Annotated in this window: 22 protein-coding genes; 6 read left to right on the forward strand and 16 right to left on the reverse strand. The window is 43.2% G+C overall.

Annotation, left to right across the window (positions count from 1 at the left end; translation table 11 throughout):
* The first annotated feature begins 16 nt into the window (after positions 1 to 16).
* The 4 genes from H70737_RS28390 to H70737_RS28405 all read left to right on the forward strand — a co-directional run bounded on the left by H70737_RS28390 (position 17) and on the right by H70737_RS28405 (position 2,394).
* Positions 17 to 709 carry a response regulator gene (locus H70737_RS28390; RefSeq protein ID WP_042192733.1) on the forward strand — a complete coding sequence of 231 codons (693 nt, stop codon included), beginning with the start codon at positions 17 to 19 and terminating at the stop codon, positions 707 to 709.
* Positions 710 to 860: 151 nt separating this feature from the next.
* The gene (locus H70737_RS28395; protein ID WP_042192735.1) at positions 861 to 1,424 is read left to right on the forward strand and encodes an NADPH-dependent FMN reductase; all 564 of its coding nucleotides are present in this window, start codon (positions 861 to 863) and stop codon (positions 1,422 to 1,424) included.
* Positions 1,421 to 1,888: a VOC family protein gene (locus H70737_RS28400; protein ID WP_042192737.1), complete on the forward strand. Its 468-nt coding sequence runs from the start codon at positions 1,421 to 1,423 to the stop codon at positions 1,886 to 1,888. Before H70737_RS28395 ends, H70737_RS28400 begins: the two co-directional genes overlap by 4 nt.
* 44 nt (positions 1,889 to 1,932) lie before the next feature.
* Positions 1,933 to 2,394: a VOC family protein gene (locus tag H70737_RS28405; RefSeq protein WP_042192739.1), complete on the forward strand. Its 462-nt coding sequence runs from the start codon at positions 1,933 to 1,935 to the stop codon at positions 2,392 to 2,394.
* 104 nt (positions 2,395 to 2,498) lie between these two features.
* Here H70737_RS28405 and H70737_RS28410 read toward each other — a convergent pair whose 3' ends face one another.
* From H70737_RS28410 to H70737_RS28420, 3 genes are all read right to left on the reverse strand, one after another.
* Complete coding sequence (locus H70737_RS28410) at positions 2,499 to 2,729, reverse strand: cold-shock protein (RefSeq protein ID WP_042131520.1); 231 nt, start codon at positions 2,727 to 2,729, stop codon at positions 2,499 to 2,501.
* A gap of 118 nt (positions 2,730 to 2,847) precedes the next feature.
* Positions 2,848 to 3,048, reverse strand: coding sequence for a cold-shock protein (locus H70737_RS28415; RefSeq protein ID WP_019914790.1), 201 nt, complete (start codon positions 3,046 to 3,048; stop codon positions 2,848 to 2,850).
* Between the two features lie 257 nt (positions 3,049 to 3,305).
* Entirely contained in the window at positions 3,306 to 3,584 is a 279-nt protein-coding gene (locus tag H70737_RS28420) for a hypothetical protein (RefSeq protein WP_042192741.1), read from the reverse strand.
* A 239-nt stretch (positions 3,585 to 3,823) separates the two neighbouring features.
* On the opposite strand from H70737_RS28420, the gene gdhA reads away from it, so the two are divergent.
* Positions 3,824 to 5,209, forward strand: coding sequence for an NADP-specific glutamate dehydrogenase (gene gdhA, locus H70737_RS28425; protein WP_042192743.1), 1,386 nt, complete (start codon positions 3,824 to 3,826; stop codon positions 5,207 to 5,209).
* Between the two features lie 86 nt (positions 5,210 to 5,295).
* Here gdhA and H70737_RS28430 read toward each other — a convergent pair whose 3' ends face one another.
* Together H70737_RS28430 and H70737_RS28435 are read right to left on the reverse strand one after the other, a co-directional pair.
* Complete coding sequence (locus H70737_RS28430) at positions 5,296 to 6,009, reverse strand: HAD family hydrolase (protein WP_042192745.1); 714 nt, start codon at positions 6,007 to 6,009, stop codon at positions 5,296 to 5,298.
* A 33-nt stretch (positions 6,010 to 6,042) separates the two neighbouring features.
* Positions 6,043 to 8,610, reverse strand: a complete 2,568-nt coding sequence (locus H70737_RS28435) for a DUF2339 domain-containing protein (protein WP_042192747.1) — start codon at positions 8,608 to 8,610, stop codon at positions 6,043 to 6,045.
* Between the two features lie 158 nt (positions 8,611 to 8,768).
* On the opposite strand from H70737_RS28435, the gene H70737_RS28440 reads away from it, so the two are divergent.
* A complete protein-coding gene (locus H70737_RS28440; RefSeq protein ID WP_042192749.1) occupies positions 8,769 to 9,809 on the forward strand; it encodes a copper amine oxidase N-terminal domain-containing protein in 1,041 nt (346 codons plus the stop codon).
* A gap of 108 nt (positions 9,810 to 9,917) precedes the next feature.
* On the opposite strand, the gene H70737_RS28445 is transcribed toward H70737_RS28440, so the two are convergent.
* From H70737_RS28445 to H70737_RS28495, 11 genes are all read right to left on the reverse strand, one after another.
* Positions 9,918 to 12,635: a CHASE3 domain-containing protein gene (locus tag H70737_RS28445; protein ID WP_042192751.1), complete on the reverse strand. Its 2,718-nt coding sequence runs from the start codon at positions 12,633 to 12,635 to the stop codon at positions 9,918 to 9,920.
* Positions 12,636 to 12,887: 252 nt separating this feature from the next.
* Entirely contained in the window at positions 12,888 to 13,595 is a 708-nt protein-coding gene (locus H70737_RS28450; RefSeq protein ID WP_081951315.1) for a DNA alkylation repair protein, read from the reverse strand.
* Between the two features lie 17 nt (positions 13,596 to 13,612).
* Positions 13,613 to 15,187, reverse strand: a complete 1,575-nt coding sequence (locus H70737_RS28455; protein WP_042192755.1) for a sensor domain-containing diguanylate cyclase — start codon at positions 15,185 to 15,187, stop codon at positions 13,613 to 13,615.
* Between the two features lie 92 nt (positions 15,188 to 15,279).
* Positions 15,280 to 15,801, reverse strand: a complete 522-nt coding sequence (locus tag H70737_RS28460) for a YcxB family protein (protein ID WP_042192757.1) — start codon at positions 15,799 to 15,801, stop codon at positions 15,280 to 15,282.
* Between the two features lie 132 nt (positions 15,802 to 15,933).
* A complete protein-coding gene (locus tag H70737_RS28465) occupies positions 15,934 to 16,182 on the reverse strand; it encodes a type B 50S ribosomal protein L31 (protein ID WP_042131530.1) in 249 nt (82 codons plus the stop codon).
* Positions 16,183 to 16,389: 207 nt separating this feature from the next.
* Positions 16,390 to 17,244 carry a diguanylate cyclase domain-containing protein gene (locus H70737_RS28470; protein WP_042192759.1) on the reverse strand — a complete coding sequence of 285 codons (855 nt, stop codon included), beginning with the start codon at positions 17,242 to 17,244 and terminating at the stop codon, positions 16,390 to 16,392.
* A complete protein-coding gene (locus tag H70737_RS28475; protein ID WP_052404455.1) occupies positions 17,234 to 19,330 on the reverse strand; it encodes a cellulose biosynthesis cyclic di-GMP-binding regulatory protein BcsB in 2,097 nt (698 codons plus the stop codon). The genes H70737_RS28470 and H70737_RS28475 overlap by 11 nt, the downstream gene beginning before the upstream one ends.
* Positions 19,331 to 19,382: 52 nt before the next feature.
* Positions 19,383 to 20,633, reverse strand: a complete 1,251-nt coding sequence (locus H70737_RS28480) for a glycosyltransferase family 2 protein (protein ID WP_042192761.1) — start codon at positions 20,631 to 20,633, stop codon at positions 19,383 to 19,385.
* Positions 20,634 to 20,661: 28 nt separating this feature from the next.
* Positions 20,662 to 22,218 carry a hypothetical protein gene (locus H70737_RS28485; RefSeq protein WP_042192763.1) on the reverse strand — a complete coding sequence of 519 codons (1,557 nt, stop codon included), beginning with the start codon at positions 22,216 to 22,218 and terminating at the stop codon, positions 20,662 to 20,664.
* On the reverse strand, positions 22,215 to 23,765 hold the full coding sequence (gene wsfD / locus H70737_RS28490; RefSeq protein WP_052404456.1) for a glycan biosynthesis hexose transferase WsfD: 1,551 nt from the start codon (positions 23,763 to 23,765) through the stop codon (positions 22,215 to 22,217). The genes H70737_RS28485 and wsfD overlap by 4 nt, the downstream gene beginning before the upstream one ends.
* A 31-nt stretch (positions 23,766 to 23,796) precedes the next feature.
* Positions 23,797 to 24,936 carry a glycosyl hydrolase family 8 gene (locus H70737_RS28495; RefSeq protein ID WP_042192765.1) on the reverse strand — a complete coding sequence of 380 codons (1,140 nt, stop codon included), beginning with the start codon at positions 24,934 to 24,936 and terminating at the stop codon, positions 23,797 to 23,799.
* Between the last annotated feature and the right edge of the window lie 109 nt (positions 24,937 to 25,045).

The raw sequence follows: 25,045 nt of genomic DNA on the forward strand, positions 1-25,045 counted from the left end.
AGTCGGGTGATCACAAATGACAATAGGTTTATTACTGGTTGACGATCATGCAATGGTTCGTCGAGGGCTACAAGTGTTTCTCTCGACACAACCGGACATCAAGGTTATCGGAGAAGCATCGAACGGCCGCGAGGCACTAGAGAGAACGGCTGAGCTCCAGCCGGATATCATATTAATGGATTTGCACATGCCCGTTATGGACGGCATCGAGACGGCTAAACAGCTGCGGGTCTCCCATCCACAGGTCAAAATCATTGTTTTGACCTCCTTTTCAGATCAGGATCATGTACTCCCTGCTATCCGCGTAGGGATCAAAGGATATTTGCTAAAAGACATAGAACCAGAAGCGCTGGTAGTCGCCATCCGCAAGGTACACAGTGGTCAAGTTGAGCTGCATTCCGCAGCTGCCAGTCAACTGATGAATCTAATGGCAGCTTCTACACCAGAACAACTGAATGTTAGCAACTCAGATCTGAATGGATCCAGTACTACATCGGTTACAATCACCGGATCTGAGCTTCTTACTCCACGAGAGCAGGAAGTGTTAGACCTCATTGCACTAGGTATGAGCAACAAAGAGATTGCCAGTAAGCTGGTCATCACCGAGAAGACTGTTAAGACACATGTCAGTCATGTACTGGGAAAGCTGAACTTATCGGATCGGACTCAAGCTGCCATTTTTGCATTGAAAAGCGGCTACAACTCATAGCGCCACAGCCCATCTACAACTATAGTCTTAGACGCTCAGCACAATGGCTGAGCGTTTTTATTATGCAGGTTCATTCCATGTGCTGACGTCAACAAATGTCGATTCAGCTATCATTGGTTTATAGCAATCAACCTTATAGGAGTGGATACAGATGAAAGTCATGATCCTGACAGGCAGCAATCGAAAAGAAGCGACCAGCACGAAGTTGGCAGAGCATGCCGCACATTTTATTAATCAGCAAGGCGAACAAGTCACCCTGTTTAATCTCCATAAACGCCCACTGCCCTTTTATTCACCAGATGAGTCTTACGCGGAGCATGAGCATCTAAGCGCCCTCCATCAAGAGATGCTAACTGCGAACGCAATCATCCTGATTACCCCGGAATACCACGGTTCCATGAGCGGCGTGATGAAAAATGCTCTCGACCATCTAGGCCAGACGCACTTCAACGGCAAAGTGGTATTGTGCGCTAGCTCTGCAGGTGGAGCTGTAGGTGTAAGCTCATTGCTTCAATTGCAGGCGGTTGTACGCAATCTACATGGGATTAATACGCCAGACTGGATCTCCATCGGCGGGATGCAGCGCAAGCGGTTCGAGGTTGAATACGACGGGTACGAGGGCGGTCAAGAAATTGAAGATCGCATTCGCCTAGTCTTAGAATCATTCCTAAATTTAGCTCGCAAAATCAATAGCCCGACAGGTGCCGCCCTATGATCAAAGGACTGTTTGAAACCCATCTGAACGTGACTAACCTTGAACAATCTGCTCATTTCTATGAACATGTTCTGGGACTACCCTTAGCACATTCGGAGAATACTGAAGGTCGCAAGCGGCGATTTTACTGGATTGGAGAAGATCGAAATCAGGCCATGCTGGGGATTTGGGAGAAGGCACCTTCCGAGGTTGTGCGTCAGCACTTTGCTTTCCAAGTAACGCTTGAGGATTTGAAGCAGTCAGTATCCTACCTGAAGGCCAAGGGGATTGAAGCCTCCAACTTCCTCGATGATGATAAGGGACAATTGTATGTATTTAGCTGGATGCCAGCCGTATCCGTGTATTTCAGTGATCCAGATGGTCATTCCTTAGAGTTCCTATCTATACTGCCTGATTCACCCAGACCTGAGCTAGGAATGGTACCCTGGAAAGAATGGGAACTAATACATGAAAGAAATTGGTAGTTATTGATAAAATTCAGGCTAAGCCTGCACGAGGAGACGAGAATATGATAAAAGGACTATACGAAGCACATTTACCAGTAAGTAATCTTGAGGTATCTATCGAATTTTATGAGAAATTGGGATTAAAAATGGCCTGGCGGGATGAGGAAACTGCATTCTTCTGGATGGAGGAAGGTCGGAGTTGGATCGGCATTTGGGAAGGAAAGGAAGTAGCAACGCCATACCACCCATCTTTACGGCATATTGCCTTCCGCGTAACTTATGAGGATCTGAAGCAATCACTGCAATGGCTGGAATCCATTGGGGTAGAGGCTGTTCCGTTCCGTAATCGAACTTCCGTTGAGCCTTTTATTCGAGCTTATCAAGGGAATGCTTCTGTGTACTTCAACGACCCGGACGGCAACAGCCTGGAATTGATGTGCCATGTAGAGGTTCCTGAACATTTGAAGCATCTCTCAGAGAACATCATCTTAACCGAGTGGGAGAAATTGCTCGAACAGAAATAAAATACTCCAACAAAAAAACAGCTGCCCACCATCAAGGGTCCAGCTGTTTGAGTATGTTAGCTGTTTCTATTTAACCATCTCTAGCATGGTTTTAGTAAAGGCTGTTACTTAATCGTGATGCCTTTCTTCATAGCCTTCATATCTGAATTCGTGTTCACAAGCATTGGCAGTATCTTCATACTTCTCGTCATGGGAGAGTTACATTGCCAGCAGGTAGGTACGTACTGAAATGCAAAGTTATCGCGCATCCAACCGGTGCAACCTTCCTTGGTACAAGACCAAATGGCTGTGTCTTCCTGCGGAAGATCCTCCAGTGCTTTTTTACGAAAATACATAAGTACCCCTCCTTGGATCGAATCGAGACGATTTCGCCACCCTATTAGGGGCAGATTCATAAGATGAAAAATAAAAAAGCTGCCCTCAACTTGTGTTAAGGGCAGCCTAATTTTCGAATTACAGTTTTACAACGTTTTCGGCTTGTGGTCCACGAGCGCCTTGAGTTACGTTGAACTCAACGCGTTGGCCTTCGTCCAAAGATTTAAATCCGTCGCCTGTGATTGCGGAGAAGTGTACGAATACGTCGCTTCCACCTTCAACCTCGATAAAACCAAATCCTTTGTCTGCATTAAACCATTTAACTGTACCTGTTTGCATGATATTACCTCCAATATTTTATTTAACACATGTCCTTTTATTCCTACGTAGTGTACGAACAAATAAAAATTCACACATTGGAAAAGGACTCATACGCACAAATGATAACCTTTTACAATATGTGAATTAAGGGTTAAATTTATGATTAACTTCATTGTACCACACTAAATCATTGAATGCAATGTAAATGCCTACTTTTTTCATTCCGGCTCAATATCCTCTATATTAAAGGCTTTAGAGCCGGAAATGTGCACGGGTTAATCGATGTATCCTGCCAACCCTTTATCCATTAAGTAATCCATCTCCGCATCAAGAATCGTCTCCACTGTGATTTCATCCAGCTTCACATCACGCTGGCCAACAACATAATCAACCAGATCATCATTGTCGATGTCTACCTCGCCTTTGGCATTGGCCTTGGCGTTATTGATAAAGGTCTGTTCATGCTTCAATACTAAACGAATTAATTTAGGATCTACTTTGGTTTTGGCAGATAATACGGTTACTAATTCCTGCTCGTTTAATTTGTCACTCATTTTTCAAATTTCATCTCCCTACAATTATTACATCTCCATTGTAGCATATTTCACGCTTTAACGCGTCATTACGCGAAGTATACCGCGGTTTGTTCACACTTTTCTTGCTATCACGGGCTCTACAACATTCCACTTCAGGTAAGTTATTTAATAAAAACAGTTGTGAGGAACATTGACTTGTGCCAAAATATAAAAAAAGTGTTGGACCAAATTGAATACTAGAAAAGGCGGTTGAATTCATGAGCTCTGTATCTTCCCAGCAATTAGACACAAACAGCAACAAGGCACATCGTTATATCGAAGACGTATACGCACAGGTTGTTGCGCGTAATCCTTTCGAGCCCGAATTCCATCAGGCTGTAAAGGAAATCCTTGAATCTTTGCTTCCAATCCTGGCTGCTGAACCTAAGTATCAGGAAAATGCCATTCTGGAAAGATTGGTTGAGCCAGAACGTTTGATTATGTTCCGTGTTCCTTGGACAGATGATCAAGGCAAGGTCAGAGTTAACCGTGGATATCGTGTACAGTTCAGCAGTGCCATTGGACCTTACAAAGGTGGACTTCGCTTTCACCCTTCCGTTAATGCTAGTATTATCAAATTCCTCGGCTTCGAGCAAATCTTCAAAAACGCTCTTACCGGCCAACACATCGGCGGAGGTAAAGGCGGATCCGACTTTGATCCTAAAGGAAAATCCGAAGGCGAAATCATGCGTTTTGCACAAAGCTTCATGACTGAATTGCAAAATTACATCGGTCCTGACCAAGACGTTCCTGCAGGAGATATCGGTGTAGGTGGTCGTGAGATTGGTTACATGTACGGACAATACAAGCGGATCCGCGGAGGATATCCGGCTGGCGTATTGACTGGTAAAGGTATTGGTTACGGTGGAAGTCAGGCTCGGACAGAGGCTACTGGTTACGGTACAGTTTATTTCGTAAACGAGATGCTGAAAGCAAAAGGCCTTTCCTTTGAAGGAAGTCGCGTTGTTGTTTCCGGTTCTGGTAACGTAGCGATCTATGCGATTGAAAAAGCTGTACAGCTAGGTGCAACAGTCGTAGCTTGTAGTGACTCCGCTGGATATATCTATGACGAAAACGGCATTAACCTCGAAACTGTCCGCCGCCTGAAAGAAGTCGAAAGAAAACGGATAAGTGAATATGTGAATGAACACCCTAACGCAGTGTATACCGAAGATTCCACACAAATTTGGACTATTCCTTGTGATATCGCCCTTCCGAGTGCTACTCAGAATGAGATTGATGAAGCTATGGCTTTGAAACTGATTGAGAATGGTGTTAAAGCAGTAGGCGAAGGCGCCAACATGCCATCCACCCTTGAAGCTATTCACCAGTTCCAACAAGCTGGCGTGCTATTCGCGCCTGCCAAAGCTGCTAATGCTGGCGGTGTAGCTGTATCTGCGCTTGAAATGGCCCAAAACAGCATGCGTATGTCCTGGAGCTTTGAAGAAGTTGATACGAAGCTGCATGAGATCATGGTTTCCATCTATCAACAGTCTGTAGATGCATCCGAGCAGTATGGACAGTCCGGCAACCTCGTTGCAGGAGCGAACATCGCTGGATTCAAAAAAGTAGCCGATGCTATGTTGGCTGAAGGCGTAATCTAATCAAGCATAAACAAACGGCGTTGTGATCATACGAAGTCCCCGTAACCGGTGAGTAAGAAGCCGGGGACGGGGACTTTTTAATTCAACTATGAGTTCCAACCTGGGATTTGCCGCAAACCACCATCCCATATAGAGTACGTACTCTTCACAACCATATCGGACGGTGAAGAAGCCGTGTGAATGTAACAGGAATCAATCCCTGCCTTCAGAGCACCCTCAATATCCGTACGAGGATCATTTCCAATCATAATGGCTGAGCTCAAATCCGCTCCATACCTTTCAACTAAATAGCGATAAAATAGCGGATCAGGCTTGCTCACCCCTGCTTCCGAAGAGATCGCAATGCCATCAAATAGATGTATGATTCCGAGCATAGTTAACTCTGCCTCAATAAATGTCTTCTGCCCGTTGGAGAGCAAGAATACTTTTTTGCCACGTTCTCTTAACGTTTGTAGAATTTCAGTCACACCCTCATATAGAGAGATATGGACCATTGATAACGTCCGTAGCCACCTCACGGTTTCATATAACCACGCTTGATCCGGTTCTCCACCTAATTGACGGACCACAGACCGAAACACTTCCTCCATTACGAAATCCGGATACTCGCAGCTCCGTGCGGCTTCACCAAGTTGAAGATCCCGCTCCCGCAAAAACCGTTCTTGCAGTTCACTACCTGATATAGAGAGTCCCTGATATCCGAAATGGAGAGCTAACCTTTCCCATACCTCAGATTGCTCCTCATCTGTCTCAATATCAATCAGTGTACCGTACAGATCGAAAATATAAGTCTGATACATCCCCGTCTTCCTTCCCATGATTCACATTGTAAGTTACCCCTTAGTCACATTCTCCGTCGCTGCCTGCCCCTCCTCCATTTTGTTTGACACCTTTTGATAGAGATAGGAGATCCCCAGCAGGCAAATCCCAAAGCTGGCATAAGCGATAATTTTACTTCCGGTATTCAGTAGTCCCAAATCGTATAGCAGCAGCTTACCTGTCGCCAGAAGCGTTAATCCAAGGCCGAAGCGCCGGATATACACATATCTTTTGCGGAAGCCGTACATGATGAACAGAACTGCTATCAACAGATACACAAGACTAAATATTAATCCCGCATCGCTTAATTGCAGCTGTACCCCTAGAAAAGCGGTGATGATTCCGAGTAGATACACTCCCATGAAAACAGGATAGATCTCCATACTTTTATACTCACGTTTAAGTAAGGTGATCAGCAGATCACGTCCACTAAACCACACGAAAATATTGAAGATAATAAGCACACCCAGTGCGATATAATCAGCCCCGGTATTACGTGCAAGCTCATTCTGCAGGCTTGGCAAGCCTACTGTAATCACCAAACAAATAGCGTAGCCGATCCCAAAGAGAAGTCTCACAAAATACTTAACAATCGTGTCATAAAGCACCTTCACCTTTGGCAATACATAGGCCAGAATAATAGTTAACAGAGCGGACAGCAGCAAATTATAGAAGGTTCTATGCGAGAAATCCTCCGGTACAGCCAGACGATACAGTCTTCTCGATTCATACAAACCATAGATCCAGAAATTCAATAATGCCGCGTATTTAAACCACAGGGCTAAGGTGATTTCGTAAGGCTCACTGCGCTGTAGGACATCCTTTCGATTATGCTGAACAGCGTACCATACGGCAATGATCAGCATGCCTGCAGTAATGAAGACATATTTTAGCGGAAAATAGACGTCTGCGGAATTCAACCATTCATTGGCTATACTGAGCTGCATGGGTACATTTAATCCGAAGAACACCGCAAGGCAAAGCGTTAAAATCCCCCAGCCTGCCCTTTCCATCCCTTTAAACCGATTCAGATTACCAAACAAGGTAAGCACAACGCCTTCAACCAACCAGCCAATGGACCACCAAGCCGCTCCAAATTGGAACGGAATCATCAGAATACCAAAGGTCAGCGAAGTAGCGTAGAACAGCAGCATGCTTTCTTTTTCTTGTGGCATCAGTTTTTCAAGCCCTCGTCCAAGCCCTAGATACAGCAGACAGAAGAGCAGCGCCAGCGCACCATTGTAATCCTTGAGCCCTGCATCCAGAAATAGAAGATACAAGGTAAGACAGCTAATAAACGTGTTGCATCCCAGTAGAGAGAAATCCCACCAAGACAACTTGGAGCGATACTTGAACGGGTACCATAACGTAATGCCCAAATACATCGCAAAAGTCAGCACCGCATAAATCATATTCATTCCGTTGCTATCCGATAACGCTATTAATATCAGCATGGAGGGTGTATTAAATAAGTAGCTGATGTAATTGACCACGTTCCAGCGTTTGCGGAAGGAGATTAGTAGAATGAATAAATTTAGAAGAAACAAGTAGCCCATTGCCACATAAACTGCGTTGCCTGAAAGCCCGAAAGCCCCAAGATAAGAATATAGTGGCAGGTACCCTCCGACTAAGCCCAAAGCACAAATACTTCGTGATTCATACCTTAAAGACAGGAGCACCGCAGTCAAAGTGACGAGCACGGATAAGGACAGCCCTACATAAATACTGATAATATCCAGTAAAAAATAGCTATAGAAAATAGAGCCGTACAGCACTGAAATCCCGCCGCCAAGTAGCCCTAAAGCGAACGTCCCTTTTCCTTTCCGGTAGAGCCACTCCCCGCCCCCTAACATCAGTAAACCCAGTAGGAAAAAGGCGCCTCCCTTCATATAACCGGTGAACCAATTGGAATAGGAGTATCTGAATGCCGCTCCCACGGCCAAGATCAGCAACAAGATCCCAAGCTTGTTAATCCAGCCTAGTCCAATTTTCATTTCGATCTGATTTTGTTTTCTTCGACGCTCCAATACTTCTTCACTGATCTCTTCTGAGGCAAAATCATGTAATCCGTTATCCATTCTGGAGTTCAGAGCAATTTCGGATTCCCTCAGTCTTTGTCGCTGCGCTAGTACACGCTCATTTAACTCCGCCGATAACGCTCCAAGTCGACTGGATAACTCCGCTTTATCCTCACCGAGCTGCCTCGCGGCTGTTTGGTACAACCGCTGAATATGACGCTTTGTGTCCATCTCAAAATCCGTCAGCCGGTCCGTATGGGCAAGGCTTTTAGAGGCAAAATAAGTCTGTAGCTTCTGTCTGGACAGACTAAGAATGCCAAGCTTCTCATCTAAAATTTGTTCCGTTAGCGTAACTTTTAGCTCTGTATTCTCTTCTTGAAGCTTCCCCACCTGAGTCTTTAACTCCACTAAAGCAAGCTTATGTTTCTCATATTGCTTCTTTAAGTGTTCATTCTCGTTGACCAGATCGTGACTTTCATATTCCGCGATCAGAGCTTCATATTCCTTAATAATCCCGTCCTGCTGGACCTTCATGAATCTAAGTCGATCTTTGAATGACTCCATAGCGCCTCCTAATGTGAGCGATTGTTAATATTTCCATTTTACTACAAACGGAAGAGTCTCTTACTCTTTTTTATGCAAAAAACTGCAACATATTTGAGGGATGTCCCGTCTAGATAATAACAACACTAACAAATGAACTTAAAAAGGAGCTCACAACTATGAACAACATTTTAAAAACAAGTACAGTTCTTTTAACTTTGTCCCTAGCACTATCAACAGGAGCAGCCTATGCCGCACCAACAACAACTTCTGCCAAAAATGATGCTGCTCAAACTACCGTTAGCGCTAACCAAAAAACATTTGCGATTGAAATCAACGGTTCCGCTCTGAAAGAAACAGGCTTCCAAACTACAAATGGCAAAGAGCCTATGGTGCCACTTCGTTCGGTTACTGAAGCACTTGGCTTTGAATTAACTTGGAATGGACAAACTAAATCCGTTGATCTTATCAATGGTGCTGTCTTCACTACAGTGAAAGCCGGAGAAGATCGCTATAGCATTAATAAAATGAATACTACGCTTGGAACTGCACCACAATTGGTTGACTCCATTTTGTACGTTCCAGCTTCCTTTGTAAGTGAAATCATCCACCACAACATGACAGTGAAGGGAGATTCCATCGTGATCACTGCTGCTAATCAGGAAGAGCATATGACCAAGACTGGCGTGATTACAGCTGTCAATAATGATGGCAAATACCAATCCGTTCAGATCCAGGGTGTAGGCACAGATGGCATCGTACTGAATGTAGGTGAAGATACGACTATCGAAATGGCAGACGGTACTAAGCTTGCTCTAAAAGATCTTCATATCGGTATGACCGTAAAAGCAGAGCATTCCATGATCATGACCATGAGCCTGCCACCGCAAACTCCAACTTACAAGATCACTGTTCTAGATGAGCAGAAACAAAATGATCTTTTGGGTACTGCAGGTACCATTGAAGAAGTTAAAAAAGACGATGAAGGAAACATCAGCATCACCGTTAAAGGCAGTGGCCTGAACGAACAGTCACAACAAGAAGTAGTACTTCGCATTAGCAAAGATACCGTGCTAATTAATACCGATGGCAAAGCTGTAAATAGCAGCGAGCTTGTAAAAGGCGCAAAAGTTATAGGATTCTACAGCCCTATGCTGACTAAGAGCCTGCCACCAATCGGCACAGCTGCTAAAGTCGTAGTAGATTCCGTTCAACAATAACATTATCAACAACCCTAGAGCTGTCCAATCGACAGCTCGTACAAACTAAACAGCGCGCGCCAGTACTCCATTGGCGCGCGCTGTTTGATTTTTCTAGAATCTATCACCTTATGAATCACTATTTAGGATTAATTGCATCAATGCTAATAAACGTTCTAAGTTAATTGGCTTACTAAGATAATCTGTTGCACCCGCTTGTAAGATTTTCGCCTTATCTTCCTTCATCGCCTTCGCGGTCAGCGCTATAATTGGAATTTTATTCCCTGCCGGCATTTCTCTGATTCGAGCGATAGCTTCAAATCCGTTCATTACCGGCATCATAATATCCATAAGAACGATGTCTATGGATGCAGATTGCTCCAGCGCATGTATGCCTCTCTCTCCATCCGCAGCTGTAGTTACTTGCAGTCCACGCTTCCTTAGCGTGTTAGATAACGCGAACAGATTCCGCTCATCATCATCCACAATTAGAACATGCTTATGATTTAAAGAGGTGAAGTCGCTGCTTATGTTCTCACTGGTTGCTGCGGGAAGAGCAACCGAACTTTCTTCCTCATGATTAAGATCTGCTATCCCAGCGGTTTCTTCAAGGCTAGGGTCCTGAAGCTTCATTGGCAAATACACCGTAAAGACACTACCTATTCCTTCTTGACTCTCCACTGTAATCCTACCGCCGAGCAGTGTTGCCAGTTCTCTGGATATGGATAACCCAAGCCCAGTTCCACCGTATTGACGTTCTGTATTTCCATTCGCCTGTTGAAAAGCTTCGAAAATAATAGCCTGCTTCTCAAAAGGAATCCCAATTCCAGTATCTTTGATGGCGAAAGCAATAAATAACCCTGGTTCCAAATGTGCCAAACTCCGTAGTTCGTCTGTAGTCGCCAAACGTATTTCAAGAGTTACTGAACCATTAGCTGTAAACTTAAACGCATTGGACAGCAGATTTATAATAATTTGCCGTACCCTTTGAGCATCCGAATAAAATAGCGGAGGTAAGTCCTCCCCCAGTTGTATATGCAAAGGAATCTCTTTTTTTCGAGACAGGTGACTGAAGCTCTGAAGCATTGCCTCCGGGATCTCCGTTAGATTTATCGCTTCAACTTCAATATTCAGCTTCCCTGCCTCAACCTTGGACAAATCCAAAATATCGTTAATCAGCGCCAGCAGATCTTGCCCAGAAGAATGAATGGCTTGGGAGAATTCAATATCCTCCTCACTTAAGGACCCCGACTGATTCTCCATGAGAAATTCGGAGAGTAACAATATGCCGTTAAGCGGAGTTCGGAGTTCATGAGACATATTCGCCAAGAACTCCGATTTATACTGCGAGCTTTGCCGCAATAATTCTGCAGATTGAGCAAGCTCTATTCGAGCTTTTTCAGCCTCAATTGACTTTTGTTCAGCTAAGAGATTCTTATCTTCCAGCTTTCTATTCGTCGCATGTAGCGACTCTGTCTGGATTTGCAGCTCCTCAGACTGGGTTTGTAGTTCTTCAGTATACACTTGAAGTTCTTCGTTTAAGCGTTGGGATTGCTCCAAAAGTTGATCAATTCTCATACTGCTGATGGTACTGTTAATTGCAGCACCAAATGCATTTGAAATAGACTCCAAGAATTTAATCTGCGGCTCAGTAAGTGGAGAAAAGGAGGCAATTTCCACCACAGCAACTACCTCACCCGAAAAACAAACTGGAAGTAATATAAGGAATTTCGGTGCGGAAACGCCCAGCCCGGACTGAATGTTGATATACTCATCTGGAAGATCCTGTATGTGAATCAAACGTGCCTCTTTAGCACATTGACCAACCAAACCTTCTCCAATTTGGAATGTCCCATGATCTGTTATGTCGCTGTTTCCAGCAAAAGTAGAAGTTCTATTTAACATGTCTCGATCATGATCTTGCATCCGTATATATAAGGCACCATATGGATAATCAATAACTTCTGCAGTTTTACCTAAAAAGATATCGCCCAGTTGTGAGACTCGTGTGATGCCCTGATACCTTGACAGCAAATCATTAGCATGATCCTGAATCCATATTCGCTCTTGTTGCGTGTCTATCAGATGATTCGTAGCGACACTGAGATCCCTGATTTCATCATTCGTGGTAATCTCCACTCTTCTCTTCGTATCATCAGCGGAATCTAATCCAGTAATCGTATGAGTAACCTTACGAATCGTACTAACGATGGCATGTGAAATGATCCACGAGGCGATCACTGAGGTAACAGCAATAATCGCCCAAACAATATAAAGGAGCTCCAGCAGCAATTTATTCTGATCTGCCTGTCCAGCTATCAAATCATTAGTATTCTCATTCATCGTCTCGCGGTAAGTACTGATCTGGCTACGAATTCGGTCCATTTGATCTTTGCCATCATCCGAATGGAAATATCGTAAGATTTCAGCTTCCTGTCCCTCTTTTTTCAACTCTATCACATAATCCCCGGACTGCTTGATCCACTGCTGAATATTATTTTCAATGCCCATCAGACGCTGAAGTTGCATGGAATCATTAGCAGTAAGCACGGAGAGCTCATCATAATTCGCCTTCCATTGAGTTTTCCCCAAATTATAGGGCTCCAGATACTTATCATCGCCGGTGATAATATAACCTCGTTGTCCCGTTTCCATATCTAGAATGTTCTTCTCGATCTGATTAGCCAAACTAGTTATCTCTCGGTCCTGATGGGAAATAAAGCTACTTTCCCGCTGCAGCGCATTGATTCTATCATGCATAACCATCACGAATCCTAATAGACAGATCACGATAAAAATTGTTATAGATAGTATTTTATACTGCAAAGTAAATCGATGTTTTTTCACAAAGTGCCTCCGTCCTGTCTTCTAAGCCTAACTCCTTACCTAATTCCTTATAATAATGGCCCTTTGCTCCTTCTTCATTGCTCCACTAAGTTTTCTATGTGAATTTTTACTGCTGGTAACTTAAACATTTTTGAGCACCGTTGAAACACCTGTGTATTTGACCATAAAAAAACTCCAAGTTTACTCACTCCTCAATAGAATATGAGGGGGAAATAGAGTGACTAACTTGAAGGCGATGTTATACTGTCTCCATTAACAAATACAGGTCTTCTTCTTCACACCAAGCTTTCCTGCCTGCTCAACCTTGGCAATATAATCTACTGCCAGCGGTACTTTACATGCGGTTTGTCCCATTTGTACCTGAACCTTTCCAATGCTTGCAGCAATCTGCGTTGCCTCATCATGCAGTTCGGTTACGCTGCTGGCGGCGATAATTACAAACATATTCATCGTGTAACGAACTCGATTCCGTTCCTGATGAATGGTAGATTGTATTTGCTGTAGCAGCTTTCTGATCTCAGCGATGTCTAGCAGATCATCCGGCGTAACTGAAATGTAATTCCCATAAGTACTCCAGCCACAGGTGGCCACCATTTCATCCGATGAAGAAATCCATTCTCTTGCAAGTTCTAGTGCGTAAGGGCTCTCTGCAGCGACAGACGCTACCGTATATTCCGCTATTCCAGAGCAGTAAGCTGTCACTACCCAGCTTTGAAGCACTTCCTTCGTAAGCGTCTTGGGGTCAACTGTAAGCCCTGCCAAATACATCGCATCATAATTCCCCGTCTGATACAAAGCGCGAGCTAGACCTTGGTCTTTCTTGATATCCTTTACCAGCTTCTTCATGTCCCCTATCCTTACTCCAAATAAAGGCTCCTTAGCACCATGTCGTATGAAGGTACGCTTCGTCTGCTCTGTACCCATTTCCTCAAGCTTACTCATCACTTCATTAATTGTCAGATTCATTAGAACACCTCTTATCCCTTCATCGCTTCTCTTAAAATGGGCTCACGACCCAGCGTTACTCTATTCTTGCCCGAATTCTTGGAACGATATAACGCTTCATCCGCTTCCCGATATAAATCTTCGAAAGTCACCTCTCTGCGCTCTGTAAAAGAAATTCCGATGCTAGCGGTAAGCTGAATGCTATCGTGTTCGTTCAAAATTATTTTATAATCACTCATCGTAGTGCGAAAATCCTCTGCTTCCATCAAGGCTGCACGTTTATCCTCAGCAAAAAAGCATACAGCAAACTCCTCGCCCCCGACTCTTCCGGCAATGCCTTTGTTTTGGTACACCTGAAGTATTTTATTCGAGAAATCAACTAATGCCTGATCTCCTGCTAAATGACCATAGGTATCATTAATTAACTTAAAATCATCGATATCAAATAACAACAGCGCCAGTCCTAGCCCGTCCGGAATCGTTTGATTTTGCACCATTTGCATAAAGTGCCTGCGATTATAAAGTCCTGTCAAATCATCTACCGTTGCTTGATAGACCAATTCACGTTCATACTGCTTCTTTTCACTATGGTCACTAAAAACAATTAGCATCCCCTTGTTCTCTGTTGCCTGATGTTCAGTCGCTATCAAGGAAACCCCATAACAAACCTCTCTTATTCCAGTACATACAATCTCAAACTGTCCTTCGGTCCTTTGACTATAATGAGCGCCAATGTCCTTGTGATGCCTCATAAAAAGATCAATATTTTTCCCCATCCAGGTCTCATTCGATATCCCGGTAATCTCAAACAAAATGGAGGTTGCAGCCTCATTTATACCAATGATACTATCATTCCGGTCTGTCAAAACTACGCCGTCTTTCATATGCTCCAGGATTTTAATTTTAGTTAAAGGATAGATCGTAGATTTGGAGTCAATGAATAAACACAAATAAGCCGCTATAATTGCGGGTAGATAAGTGAAGGCCGTAAAGCCTGTAAGCGTGATCTTCAACAAGGGAAGTAAAAAAACAGAAACGACCGGAACAAGTAGCCCGGCAAATAGTAAGAACGCACGTCGCAAAAAAGCTCTCGGTCTATTCATTAAGGAAACAGCTAGCAAGCAGACCGCATATAGACCAAATAGCTGATCATAAGCAATAAAAGCCATGCTAAGAAGCGTAGGCTTTACAGTAATTCCACTAACACCCGCAACAGTGGCCATGCCCACTTCACTACGCATTAGATGATGATAGGTATCCGTAAAAATAAGCAGTACGTCCAAAGCAATTGGAATCGAGAAAATAGCAAGTTTTACAGGTAGGCGTTCCGCGGAAGGAGACACATATTCTTTAACGACAGCATAAGTAAATAACGCACTTAAAAAAAGCGGAGCCTGCTGCATATTCTTCCACCACAGCTTAACCTGAAAAGAGGATGACATGATCTCTCCCGCCGTTGCAATAAATATGAGGCTGACCAGCAGCATTAAGATCCATAAATAGCGTCTTCCTGCCGACTTTCGATGTCGATAGGAGCTGATGCCCATGTAAAAGCTTAGAACACTGCCCATTAATAAGTAATACGGATATCCTTGAATCCACGGCATGCCATATTTCTCCTATTTTTCAAGTCGCTCCTATCATTATATCCTAATCAATCCTACAAATGAATCAACAAATACCAGCACATCTGTACATCTTACGATTTGAACTTTACTCGATGGGAGAACATATACTTTCTGGCCAAGTCCTTAAATGCATCTTTATCTTGTACCGACTGAAAGTACCGTTTAGGAATAATCAGCGCTCGATTAGAAGACACAAAAAACACGAACAGGTTCATCGTTTCACCTATTTTATGTATCTCTTCCCATTTCACTTGCCCGGAACCTGCCTCAGATACGTACTTTATACCCTCATCTGATACGGAATAGCTCTGAGGTTGCTGGGCTAAACTGTCTGTTGCGAAGGCTTTTTTAGATTTTTTGGTCAAACTTGATTTGGTCATATACCATAAAACAGCGGCAAGAATCACAGCAGTCACAGCAAGGATTGAAATATTTTTAATACTGTAATCCTTAGTAATTAACAGCAAAATCACAAAATAAGCAACCACACTGAAAGAGCTAAGTATAATACGGCTATTCAAGCTGAACCATAGGTTAAACTCCTGAACGTCCTCACTCTTAAGGACGGTATCTACTTTTATTTCATTTTCCACTACTAATCGCTCCCCTGCCACTATCGAAATTTGTCAATTCCATTTCATTCTAACATGTCTGAACACAAAAAAGGGACATCCCTGAAGCGATCGCTTCTAAATGGGTTGTCCCTTTTTAAACCGTATGAATGCTTATTTCTTTTGTGCAAGACGTTGTTTGAACTTGTCAACACGGCCGCCTTGTTCTGTATCTCTTTGTTTACCAGTGTAAAATGGGTGGGATGCGGAACTTGCGTCCACGCGGATAACAGGATAAGTGTTACCATCTTCCCATTCCATAGTTTCATTGGATGATTTTGTAGATGCACTCAAGAATTTGAAGCCTACGCTTGCATCCATGAAAATAACCTTGTTGTACTTTGGATGTATGCCTTCTCTCATTCTGATCGTCCTCCTTCTGAACAAATTAGTGGAGCCTTTATGGTAAATTAACCAAATGATCTGTAGGTTTATCTATAAGTATAACCTAATAAACGTAGGAAAATTCGTAAATCTTACGATTTAGACCACCACTCCATCATACGTGAAATCGACATGTAAAGTCAACTACTATCCGATATTCCTTATATTCCCTTACGTTCAACTGACTTATACATCATACTCCAGTTGTTTTTTAGCCTGAACAATAAAATCTAACGGATTCTCAATAGTGCTGGATTGATATTCTACAGCACCTATTTTGAGACCGAGGCTAACTTTATACTTTTTGACAAATTCAGTGTCATTAAGCTCTTGAAGCTTCAATTTAATCCGCTCGATCACGATTTTTGCTCCATCGTTGTCGGTGAACAGCAGAAGGCCCCATGTTGCGTCATCTTTGTCCAGCAGATACAGTGCATCATTGGTACGAATGCTGGCCTGACTGAGCTGAGACACGTCATGAATGGCCTCAGCCAGCTTATCTTCGGGAATAATACGTCTAATCTCATTCCAGTATTTCACTTTCACTACAAGCAGTGTGAGTGGAATCTGATATCGAGTAGAAATGCCTGTAAATAAAGCGGCATCCTTCTGAAAAGAAATACTGTTACGCAGATCTGTGTTCTCGTCGATGATGGCCATATTGGCAGTCTTATTCTCCAAACGCTGATTCTCAGCCTGCAGCTCACGATTGCTTAGTGTAAATATCCACAGTACCACTGTTAACAATGGGGTCATAATTAGCCAGAAGTAAGTATTCAGTCCAATTGTCTCTCCCAAAGATATCGTCTGATACATCGTGTAGAAGCCATAAGCAAATATAAACACCAGGTTCAAGACCAACCCTGCAGTCACCGTTGTAAAATAAGTAACAATCGCCAGAATAAAAGCCACATTTAAAATAATAATATTCTGGATATAATCATCGGGTGCCCCTGAAATGAAGACAATACAAATAAAAAGAAGCACCAGGAACGATAAGAGAGCGATATCCGAAACTAAACCGCTGCGATTACGTCTCACGCTTATCACCACGTTTCTTCATATGTTTACGAAGCAGCAGGATCAGCGATAGAATCACCAGTGTCAGCACCAGCACAATTACGATAATGAAACTCAGCACGTCCGTTCGTTCCGCTATTTTTTTAACCACGGAATCCTCTGCTGCTCCAGTAATGATCTTGAAACGGTGCGCATTGACATTACCGTCCTTATCAACGATTACCCCATCGCCAAACACCTTCCATTTATCCCGCTCTGTTGCGATCAACTTCGACGCCAAATAGTACTCTTCAGAGTGGGCTCCCGTAACAGCAAGCAACCCCCGTCCCGCTTCAAATGGCGATTCAATCAGCTGCAGTGTACCAATTTGAGCACCGTAATGATCTTCAATACTCATCTTCTCATTGGAGCGAATCGCTGTTCCGTTCCCGTTATATTGAAAATAGAGCTTATCATTATGATCACGGATGATCTTATTATTCTTATACGTACCTATGGCGATAACATTATTATTCTTCAAATGATCAGCGCTAATGTTATCCGTGTAGAACTGAATGTTGCCTATATTTCCGCTAGCGTATTTTCCCAGTAGATTAAATACATTAGCTAAACTCAAATATGAATAATCATCCATTTCTTGTGGTAGAACGACTGCTACTTGATTGTAAAGTCCGTCGCGTATGAACGGATACGGATAGTTATTAAACAAAAGATCCGTACGATCCTTAGTATTAAGACGCATTACAGAATCTTTGCTGATATACGCCCAAGGCATTTGTTGCTTATCTAAAGTACATTCGGCTCCCTTCAGCTCCAAATCAAAGGCTACATTTACCGTGAAATTACCCGAAATATTCAAGCTTTGGGGAACTGGAAGATCCAGCTTATCGCCATTCGCCAGCTCTTTGGTCAGCTTCTTGCTGCCAATGGGTGTGTTGTTGATGCTGACAGTCACTAATGAACGGTCGAAATCTAAATTCTGTGCATAACGGAAATCCAATCTGATTCTGCCTGAATCTGCAATCGAGCGGTTAGAGGGCAATGCAACAAAGTATGTCTGCTCCTGATGACGTGCCCCAGTGAGTTTATCACCCGTCTCTGTAAGCGTAATATTGGAGCTAATCGAAAGGGGGGGTGCAGATACTTCTGTAGCATCATCGACTACCTTTAAATCACTGCTGATTTGACCCAATAACTCTTCATTCGCAACAAAACGGCCTGCTTTAATCAGTAAGTTCTCATCCTTCGAGGTTACGACAAGTGTCGGCTGAGTATCCTTATTCACTAACTGCAGCAGTGCATGTGTACTTAAATCTTCAGAGGTGCTTAGCTGAGCCTTTAGCCCACTTGGTACTCGGTCATACATAGCTACCAGTACAACCGCAGCTTTATTCTTCACCGTATCTGACCGGTAGGGAAGCATTGGAATCGTTCTATTGTCCAATGTATTCCCCTTCACAAGCCCGGAGAGCGCATAAGTAGCCGACTCCAATTCAGCCCCTGTGCTTTTATCCGGTACGGTCAGCACACTATGATTCTTCGTTAAGGTATCAACGCCAGAGAAGCGCTCGCTAAAGTCACTAATCCCTCCAGTCAAGGGCTTCGGCGCATACATCACGCTAATACTGGATGTATTAAACAGATGCAGCCAATTATCAAAATCATAATCGACAGAACAAGATTGTTCATCTGTATAGTTCGACTGCAAATAGCCCTGAATTCCAAGCGTATTGGTTCCTTTTTTTAGAAACCCTTTAGGTGCCTGAAGGACCAGTTGTTGTTCGCCATTATCTTTTAGAGAGGGTCTAAATGTATAGAATGGGCTGCCATTTAGTGTTAAGGTAATGCTAGAAATCTGCTCCTTGGTAATTTGCGAAATTTGAAAGTGCAGGTTAATTCTGATCTCATCCACATTCCAATAATCCATGACCTCAAAATATTGCTGCTGGGCACTCGAACCTTTTAACGTAGTATCTGTTCCTGTAAAAGAGGTTGTGTAGGTTAATCTAGTATCCTGAGGCGGAGCCTCGGCGGCTGCAACATTCAATTGAATTAGAAAAAGAGAGAGGCAGGTTAACAGTATAACCATTTGTTTTTTCATCATCATGTTCTGTTTCTCCTGTGATCACATATTTCTCACATTACTTCTTTGTTCTTTATTAATAGCGTTCAGTCTTATACCACTTTGCTTCTCTTTTGAAGATGAGGTCTTTGACATAAAGATATAGTCCGTAGGCGGCGACAACCATCCACAGCTGACAATAAGAGACGTACATCAACATTACGATCCATAAATTGGAGAAGCTCATCTCGCCCTTCTCTGTCGTCAACGTTATGAAAGTACCTACAACGAACAGAATGATGGCGAGCAGCCAGAGGAAATTGCTAAGCCCAGCAATGGTAGTATGTACATAGCCCAAAGCATGCAGGATGAGCAGCACATCCGAGGTGATTAACGACATCAGCAATAAGAAGTAAATGGCTAGAAAATAAAGAATATCGAATCGGACTTTTGCGGCGGACTTATCGAACAGCAGAGGGATATTTTTGACAATGACATAAATGTTGCCCTTAGCCCAGCGCGTTCGCTGCTTGAACCAGACTTTTAAGGTCTGTGGCTCTTGCTCCCATGTGACCGATTTCGGCTGGAACTTGATCCGATAACCCATCATATATATTCTGAAGCTGATTTCTGTATCTTCGGCTATCGCTTTAACATCCCAGCCACCGATACTTTCTACGATAGACCTGCGCATAATAAAATTAGTGCCGGGAATGGTGCATAACTTGAACAGTTTCCAGCGTCCCGCTTGCGCCATCCATTGAAAGGACAACGTCTCAATATTAATAAACCGGGTAAGTAGGCTTGCGTTACGGTTACGGGTTCTAAACTTACCGATTACTGCGCCTAGGCTAGAGTCATTCATGATCTCAGCGACCAGATAACGTAAAGCCGTTTTTTCAGGAGTGTTGTCTGCATCATAAATCGCAATTAACTGCCCTTTGCAATGGGTGAAGCCTATATTCAGCGCATTCGATTTCCCCTTGCCACCCGTAATCGCATCCGTATTAATGACGATCAGCTGCCGCCCCGGATTTCGGTTTTGGATACCGGCCAGCAGTTCAGCACTGTTATCAGAGGAATTATCATTAATCACAATAATCTCATATCGATCTTCCGGATAATCAAGCGCTAGCAGAGACTCTACCGTCTTACAGATTACTACCCCCTCATTGTGAGCAGGAACCATAATTGAAACCAAAGGATATTCGCCCTCTATCTCTGGTATGTCCTCATTTTCAGATTTAATGTAATATAAATAGCCTGCGATAATGAGGGTCACATTCACCAGCAATAGAGACCAGATACAGATCACTGCAATTACCATCAGTATGTCTGAAATCGTCATAGGATCCTCCAAATCACGATTAGTTGTCTCATTTCAAATACTTTTTCCTATACAATCGGTATCCGATGATCATTAATCCGCCAAATAGCAACAGAGAAATCATTATCGCAACTATAAAGAACTGATTCTGTATATTAAAAAGCGTCGTAAAGCTCTTCTTCTGCTCTTCTGTATACCGATAATCGCTATTCACTGTTTCTGGCGTATAATTCAGACTCAGGGGTTGTCCATTAATAGAAATCACTCCTTCTGATGAAGTGATCGTATTGACGTCTGTAACAACCTCATGCCTTTCTTGTTTATAATCTGCAAAAGAAACCCAGTATTGTTCCAGCATCTTCAGCATTTCCTCAAGTTCTTCCTTATCCTTAGGCATATCCACAGTGATTACCGTGTCCATCGGCAGTTCTGGCATCACAGTATTGGATGTTTGCAGATCCTGCAAAAAATCAATCGGCACACTATATAAAGAGGATGGAAAGGACTTGGAGGTGTCGCTCTGCTCCATATAATCAACGTTTTCATCCGGATACAGTATCACAGAATCGAAAAACCCCATCCCCGCCTCCGAGTATTCCTTGTCATACGCCCAGTGCATTTGTGCTCCGATTCCAAGCGGCCCAATCTTGTTGTGCACCAGCAGATTAATGAACGCATTCATCTTCACCTGAAGTGAATGATCCATATTACTAGTACTCGTTGAATGCATCGCAATAGGGGCATTGACCAGAATGCTGCCATTATTCGATTGCACTCTTTTGATGGCTACCAAATAACGCTGCATTGCCGGATAATCGGTATTGCTGAACACTGGCCGCACACTTGCAAGAAAAGGTATCCCCACTTGATACAGCCGCTCCGCAGTCTCTGTCAGCAGTCCCAGATCAGAGAAGGGATAGATCTCTTTGATCGCAAGATACACTTTAGGCGTTGTGTTGATATGAAGCCAATCCTTCAGAACATACCCCATCGCCAGTGCACTGACATTCCCTTGTTCAAAATACGGAACATAAGCAGCATCCTCTTTACTCACAGCATAAGGTACTTGCAGGCTATCATCCTGGAAGATCAGCTTTCCAAGGGACTGGGTTCCCTGACTTCCGGCTATATAGAGCATATCCTGTACCTGAAGTGAAATTCCCGAGAACTGTCCGATCTGGAGATCTGGATTCGCGTCATACATGACATCCGTGGTTAACTGAAGTTTCTTTGTCAGCGAGGCTGGAGGACTGTACCCGATGTGCAAATACTGTCCCTGATAATGCTCCCAATCCTCTACATAAAATTTATTAGTAATCAAAATATCCGCTGCATTACGGACCATAATTACTTTAGAGTAATGATTCAGCATCCCTTGTTCATATTGATCCAGACTTCTAAGTGTGACCTTCATGGAATAGGCCGCCAGCAGTCGCTGGAGTTCAGTCACGTTGCCTTCCTTCGTTGTCCCCTTAGCGAGGCTGTCGTAGAGTAGTAGGACCTGCTGTGGCGAAGCAGCAGATTGGACAGGTGTGACGGGAATCAGAAGGGCTGTTAGAGTCAACGTCAGTAGCAATATTCCGTTTAAAACTCCTCTGATGCTCACACACTCACATCCTTTTGAGGCTTTGTATACAGGCTAGAAGGGGTGTTCTTGCTAACCTGCTTAACCCGATTGCTGTTTTTAGAAACTCTACGCCCAATCACACTGGATAGGGTCAGAAAAGTGACTAAATCAAAGGATAATGTAAATAAGAACTCATGCTTGGAAATATCGGCATCGCCTGCCCCGATAATCGATACAAAAATACCTGAAAGCCCAATGCCAATCGAAGCGACAATCAATACCATTCGCTGCACACCTCTGAAGTCACGGGACTTGATCGCTTTTACAAAGGAAGGCATATAGAGACCGATGACAAGCACCATCCAGAGGAAGATGAACCCGAATGTTCGCGGGGCCAGCGTTTGTTTCAGTTGGCTGTATCCGGTGAAAAAGTGACTCTGTGCTCGAAACTCCTTACCAACAGAATGCTCGAAATTCCCCATAGCCGCAGGCTTAATCGAGAATGCACTTTGAGCAGCTACATTAAGAATCGAATTAAGCTGGTCAGGGTTCGTTAAATAATATTTAAGGATGGATACAAATCCATAACGACTGTAGAAATTCTCCTCGAGAAGTGGTGAATTCACGTCTATGGTCACGTATTTCTCATAGTGAATGCTGTTCTTCAGAATGGCGAATTGCTCGTCCATCCCTAACGCTTTTAAAGCGGCTTCTGGATCAGGTGATTCCTTCAGCACCCCTCGGGTCATGGCATGGAACTGGTTAATGTTTACGAACTCATTTGAGATATTCAAATACGTGAACACACCTGCGAACAGCATCAGAGCAAGAGACGCCATTGTCAGGATCCGAAATATCTTGTCTCTACGAATCCAAAGCAATGAACATGCCAGAACAGCAATGATCATACCCACTGGCGCATTCTGCTGCTTAGAAGTAGTCAGGATCAGCGTGCTAATTACGAACAAGGCCAGCATCGCGTAGTCATTGAATCTTTTTCGATATAACATCAGCCATGAAGCGAACATGAAGATCATCGTGATCATCACAACACTCTCGCCGTAAAAGGAGCTAAAATAAGCCGTATACCCGGTATCTCCGAATATAAAAATAGCAATACCTGCAATAATGAATCCCTTTTTTCGGGACATCCTCCATGTAATAGCCTCTATTAATAAGTAAATTGCGATTACATAAAGAATCGTATAAATCGCCGCTTGAAAGCGGATGTCGAATACCTCACTACTGAAGAACAACTTGTTAAGTCCTATAGCCAGCTTGATAAATAAGGACTGAGAAGAAAATAACATTGCACCATTCTCATTAAAATATTGAAAGATCCCATATTGCTTCACAAAATAACCAAAGTACTGACTATCATAATCCGGCAGATTGAAATAGAGTCCATTACTATAAATGCTACGGAAAAAGTCACCGTTATCCGCCACTCCGACATACGGAGCTGTGAACAGCGCAATGATGGTTATAAGCAGCACTCCAAATGCAGCAAGAAATGCCGGAGAAACCGATAAATTAGCAAGTGCTATCCCCTGCCTTAGAGGTGTTTTCACCGTGTTGTCCATCATGCAGGTTCACCTTCAATACAATAAGTTTAAGTTAATAGACATAGGCCAGTAATGCCATCAGGTTGTCAAAAGAATAAGCTTGGCCGCTAGCGACATCACCGAATCCTCCGTACAGTGGGCTATCCACATCTGTTACTCTGAACTCGTTCATTCTTTCAATGCTTTTATGGTGGAGAGATTCATCGCCGATTTCTGAGCCGATCATAGCCGTAATGGCATAAATGGCTGTGGAGCGGATATCGTTCAGCGGCTTACCTTCTCTCGAATATTGCCCATACAACGTTCCAGCTTCGACCTGTTGCTTGATAAAATCAATGCTGGTGGCTTTCTGCTGGCCCACCTCAGCTAAGGCTAGAATGGATAAAAGCGACTCTACTGTATTGATGTTTTCCGAACTATATTTTCCGCTCTCATAATTAAACCGTGTCTCATAAAAGGGGAATTCATCCGATAAATATCCGTTTTCCAATATTACGTTCAAATCATTCGTCAGTTTCTTACTAAATTGGCTAGGAATCGACATTTTTCGCAAAGTGCCCAAATTAATATAACACAAAGTGACGAATGTGTTTGTTGAAGAATATTCCATATCGTAGAAATCATAAAGTTTTCCGTCTTTTACATTATAATCATATAATCTTTCGCCATATTTATCCGCTTCAGCTGTATAACGTTTATCGCCGAACTTCTCCCCCGCCTCATAAAGAGCTTGAATCATACGCAAATCATCAACGGCAGCATTCAAGGGGTATAGCTTCTGCTGTTTAGGACTGTAACGGTAGCTGAAACCACTGTTGATATCAAAAGTTTGCTTAGCCAGTTGCCATTGTTCTGCAAATCTCTCTTGTTGGCCGCTACGCACAGCTGCCAGCATCCGGAGAGATGCCGATTCACTCAGAACTTCGTGTCCACTCGCCGCTTCCGCCGACTGATCTGTTTCAATAAAATTAGTATATACACCGTACTCACCTGTGAGTTTCGAGGTAATAAACTGCTCTAAGTTAGTTACTTCCTGCGTCTGGATTACCTTAGTATCATTTTCCGAATCTACTGGAGCTGGAGAATTAGTATGAACACTATTGGACGGATTCGGTACTGCCGTTTTTTCGCATGCCGTTAACCCTATAATGCCTGCAAATATCGCTAGTGCAGCAATAATTATTTTCCTCAAGTGATCACCTCCTTTTAATATTCTCCTATTCTGCTTACTGCCTAGTATTATCTATAACGGTAATATACAACAAAATGTTAAATCAAACTGTGAGTGTTATGTATCTATC

The organism is Paenibacillus sp. FSL H7-0737, from assembly GCF_000758545.1.
Classification (GTDB): Bacteria; Bacillota; Bacilli; order Paenibacillales; family Paenibacillaceae; genus Paenibacillus_AQ.

Bases quoted from the DNA above. Each gene is read 5' to 3' on its own strand.
- H70737_RS28390 (WP_042192733.1), top strand. From the start codon at position 17: ATGACAATAGGTTTATTACTGGTTGACGATCATGCAATGGTTCGTCGA.
- H70737_RS28395 (WP_042192735.1), top strand. From the start codon at position 861: ATGAAAGTCATGATCCTGACAGGCAGCAATCGAAAAGAAGCGACCAGC.
- H70737_RS28400 (WP_042192737.1), top strand. From the start codon at position 1,421: ATGATCAAAGGACTGTTTGAAACCCATCTGAACGTGACTAACCTTGAA.
- H70737_RS28405 (WP_042192739.1), top strand. From the start codon at position 1,933: ATGATAAAAGGACTATACGAAGCACATTTACCAGTAAGTAATCTTGAG.
- H70737_RS28410 (WP_042131520.1), bottom strand. From the start codon at position 2,729: ATGTATTTTCGTAAAAAAGCACTGGAGGATCTTCCGCAGGAAGACACA.
- H70737_RS28415 (WP_019914790.1), bottom strand. From the start codon at position 3,048: ATGCAAACAGGTACAGTTAAATGGTTTAATGCAGACAAAGGATTTGGT.
- H70737_RS28420 (WP_042192741.1), bottom strand. From the start codon at position 3,584: ATGAGTGACAAATTAAACGAGCAGGAATTAGTAACCGTATTATCTGCC.
- gdhA (WP_042192743.1), top strand. From the start codon at position 3,824: ATGAGCTCTGTATCTTCCCAGCAATTAGACACAAACAGCAACAAGGCA.
- H70737_RS28430 (WP_042192745.1), bottom strand. From the start codon at position 6,009: ATGTATCAGACTTATATTTTCGATCTGTACGGTACACTGATTGATATT.
- H70737_RS28435 (WP_042192747.1), bottom strand. From the start codon at position 8,610: ATGGAGTCATTCAAAGATCGACTTAGATTCATGAAGGTCCAGCAGGAC.
- H70737_RS28440 (WP_042192749.1), top strand. From the start codon at position 8,769: ATGAACAACATTTTAAAAACAAGTACAGTTCTTTTAACTTTGTCCCTA.
- H70737_RS28455 (WP_042192755.1), bottom strand. From the start codon at position 15,187: ATGCCGTGGATTCAAGGATATCCGTATTACTTATTAATGGGCAGTGTT.
- H70737_RS28465 (WP_042131530.1), bottom strand. From the start codon at position 16,182: ATGAGAGAAGGCATACATCCAAAGTACAACAAGGTTATTTTCATGGAT.
- H70737_RS28475 (WP_052404455.1), bottom strand. From the start codon at position 19,330: ATGATGATGAAAAAACAAATGGTTATACTGTTAACCTGCCTCTCTCTT.
- H70737_RS28480 (WP_042192761.1), bottom strand. From the start codon at position 20,633: ATGACGATTTCAGACATACTGATGGTAATTGCAGTGATCTGTATCTGG.
- wsfD (WP_052404456.1), bottom strand. From the start codon at position 23,765: ATGATGGACAACACGGTGAAAACACCTCTAAGGCAGGGGATAGCACTT.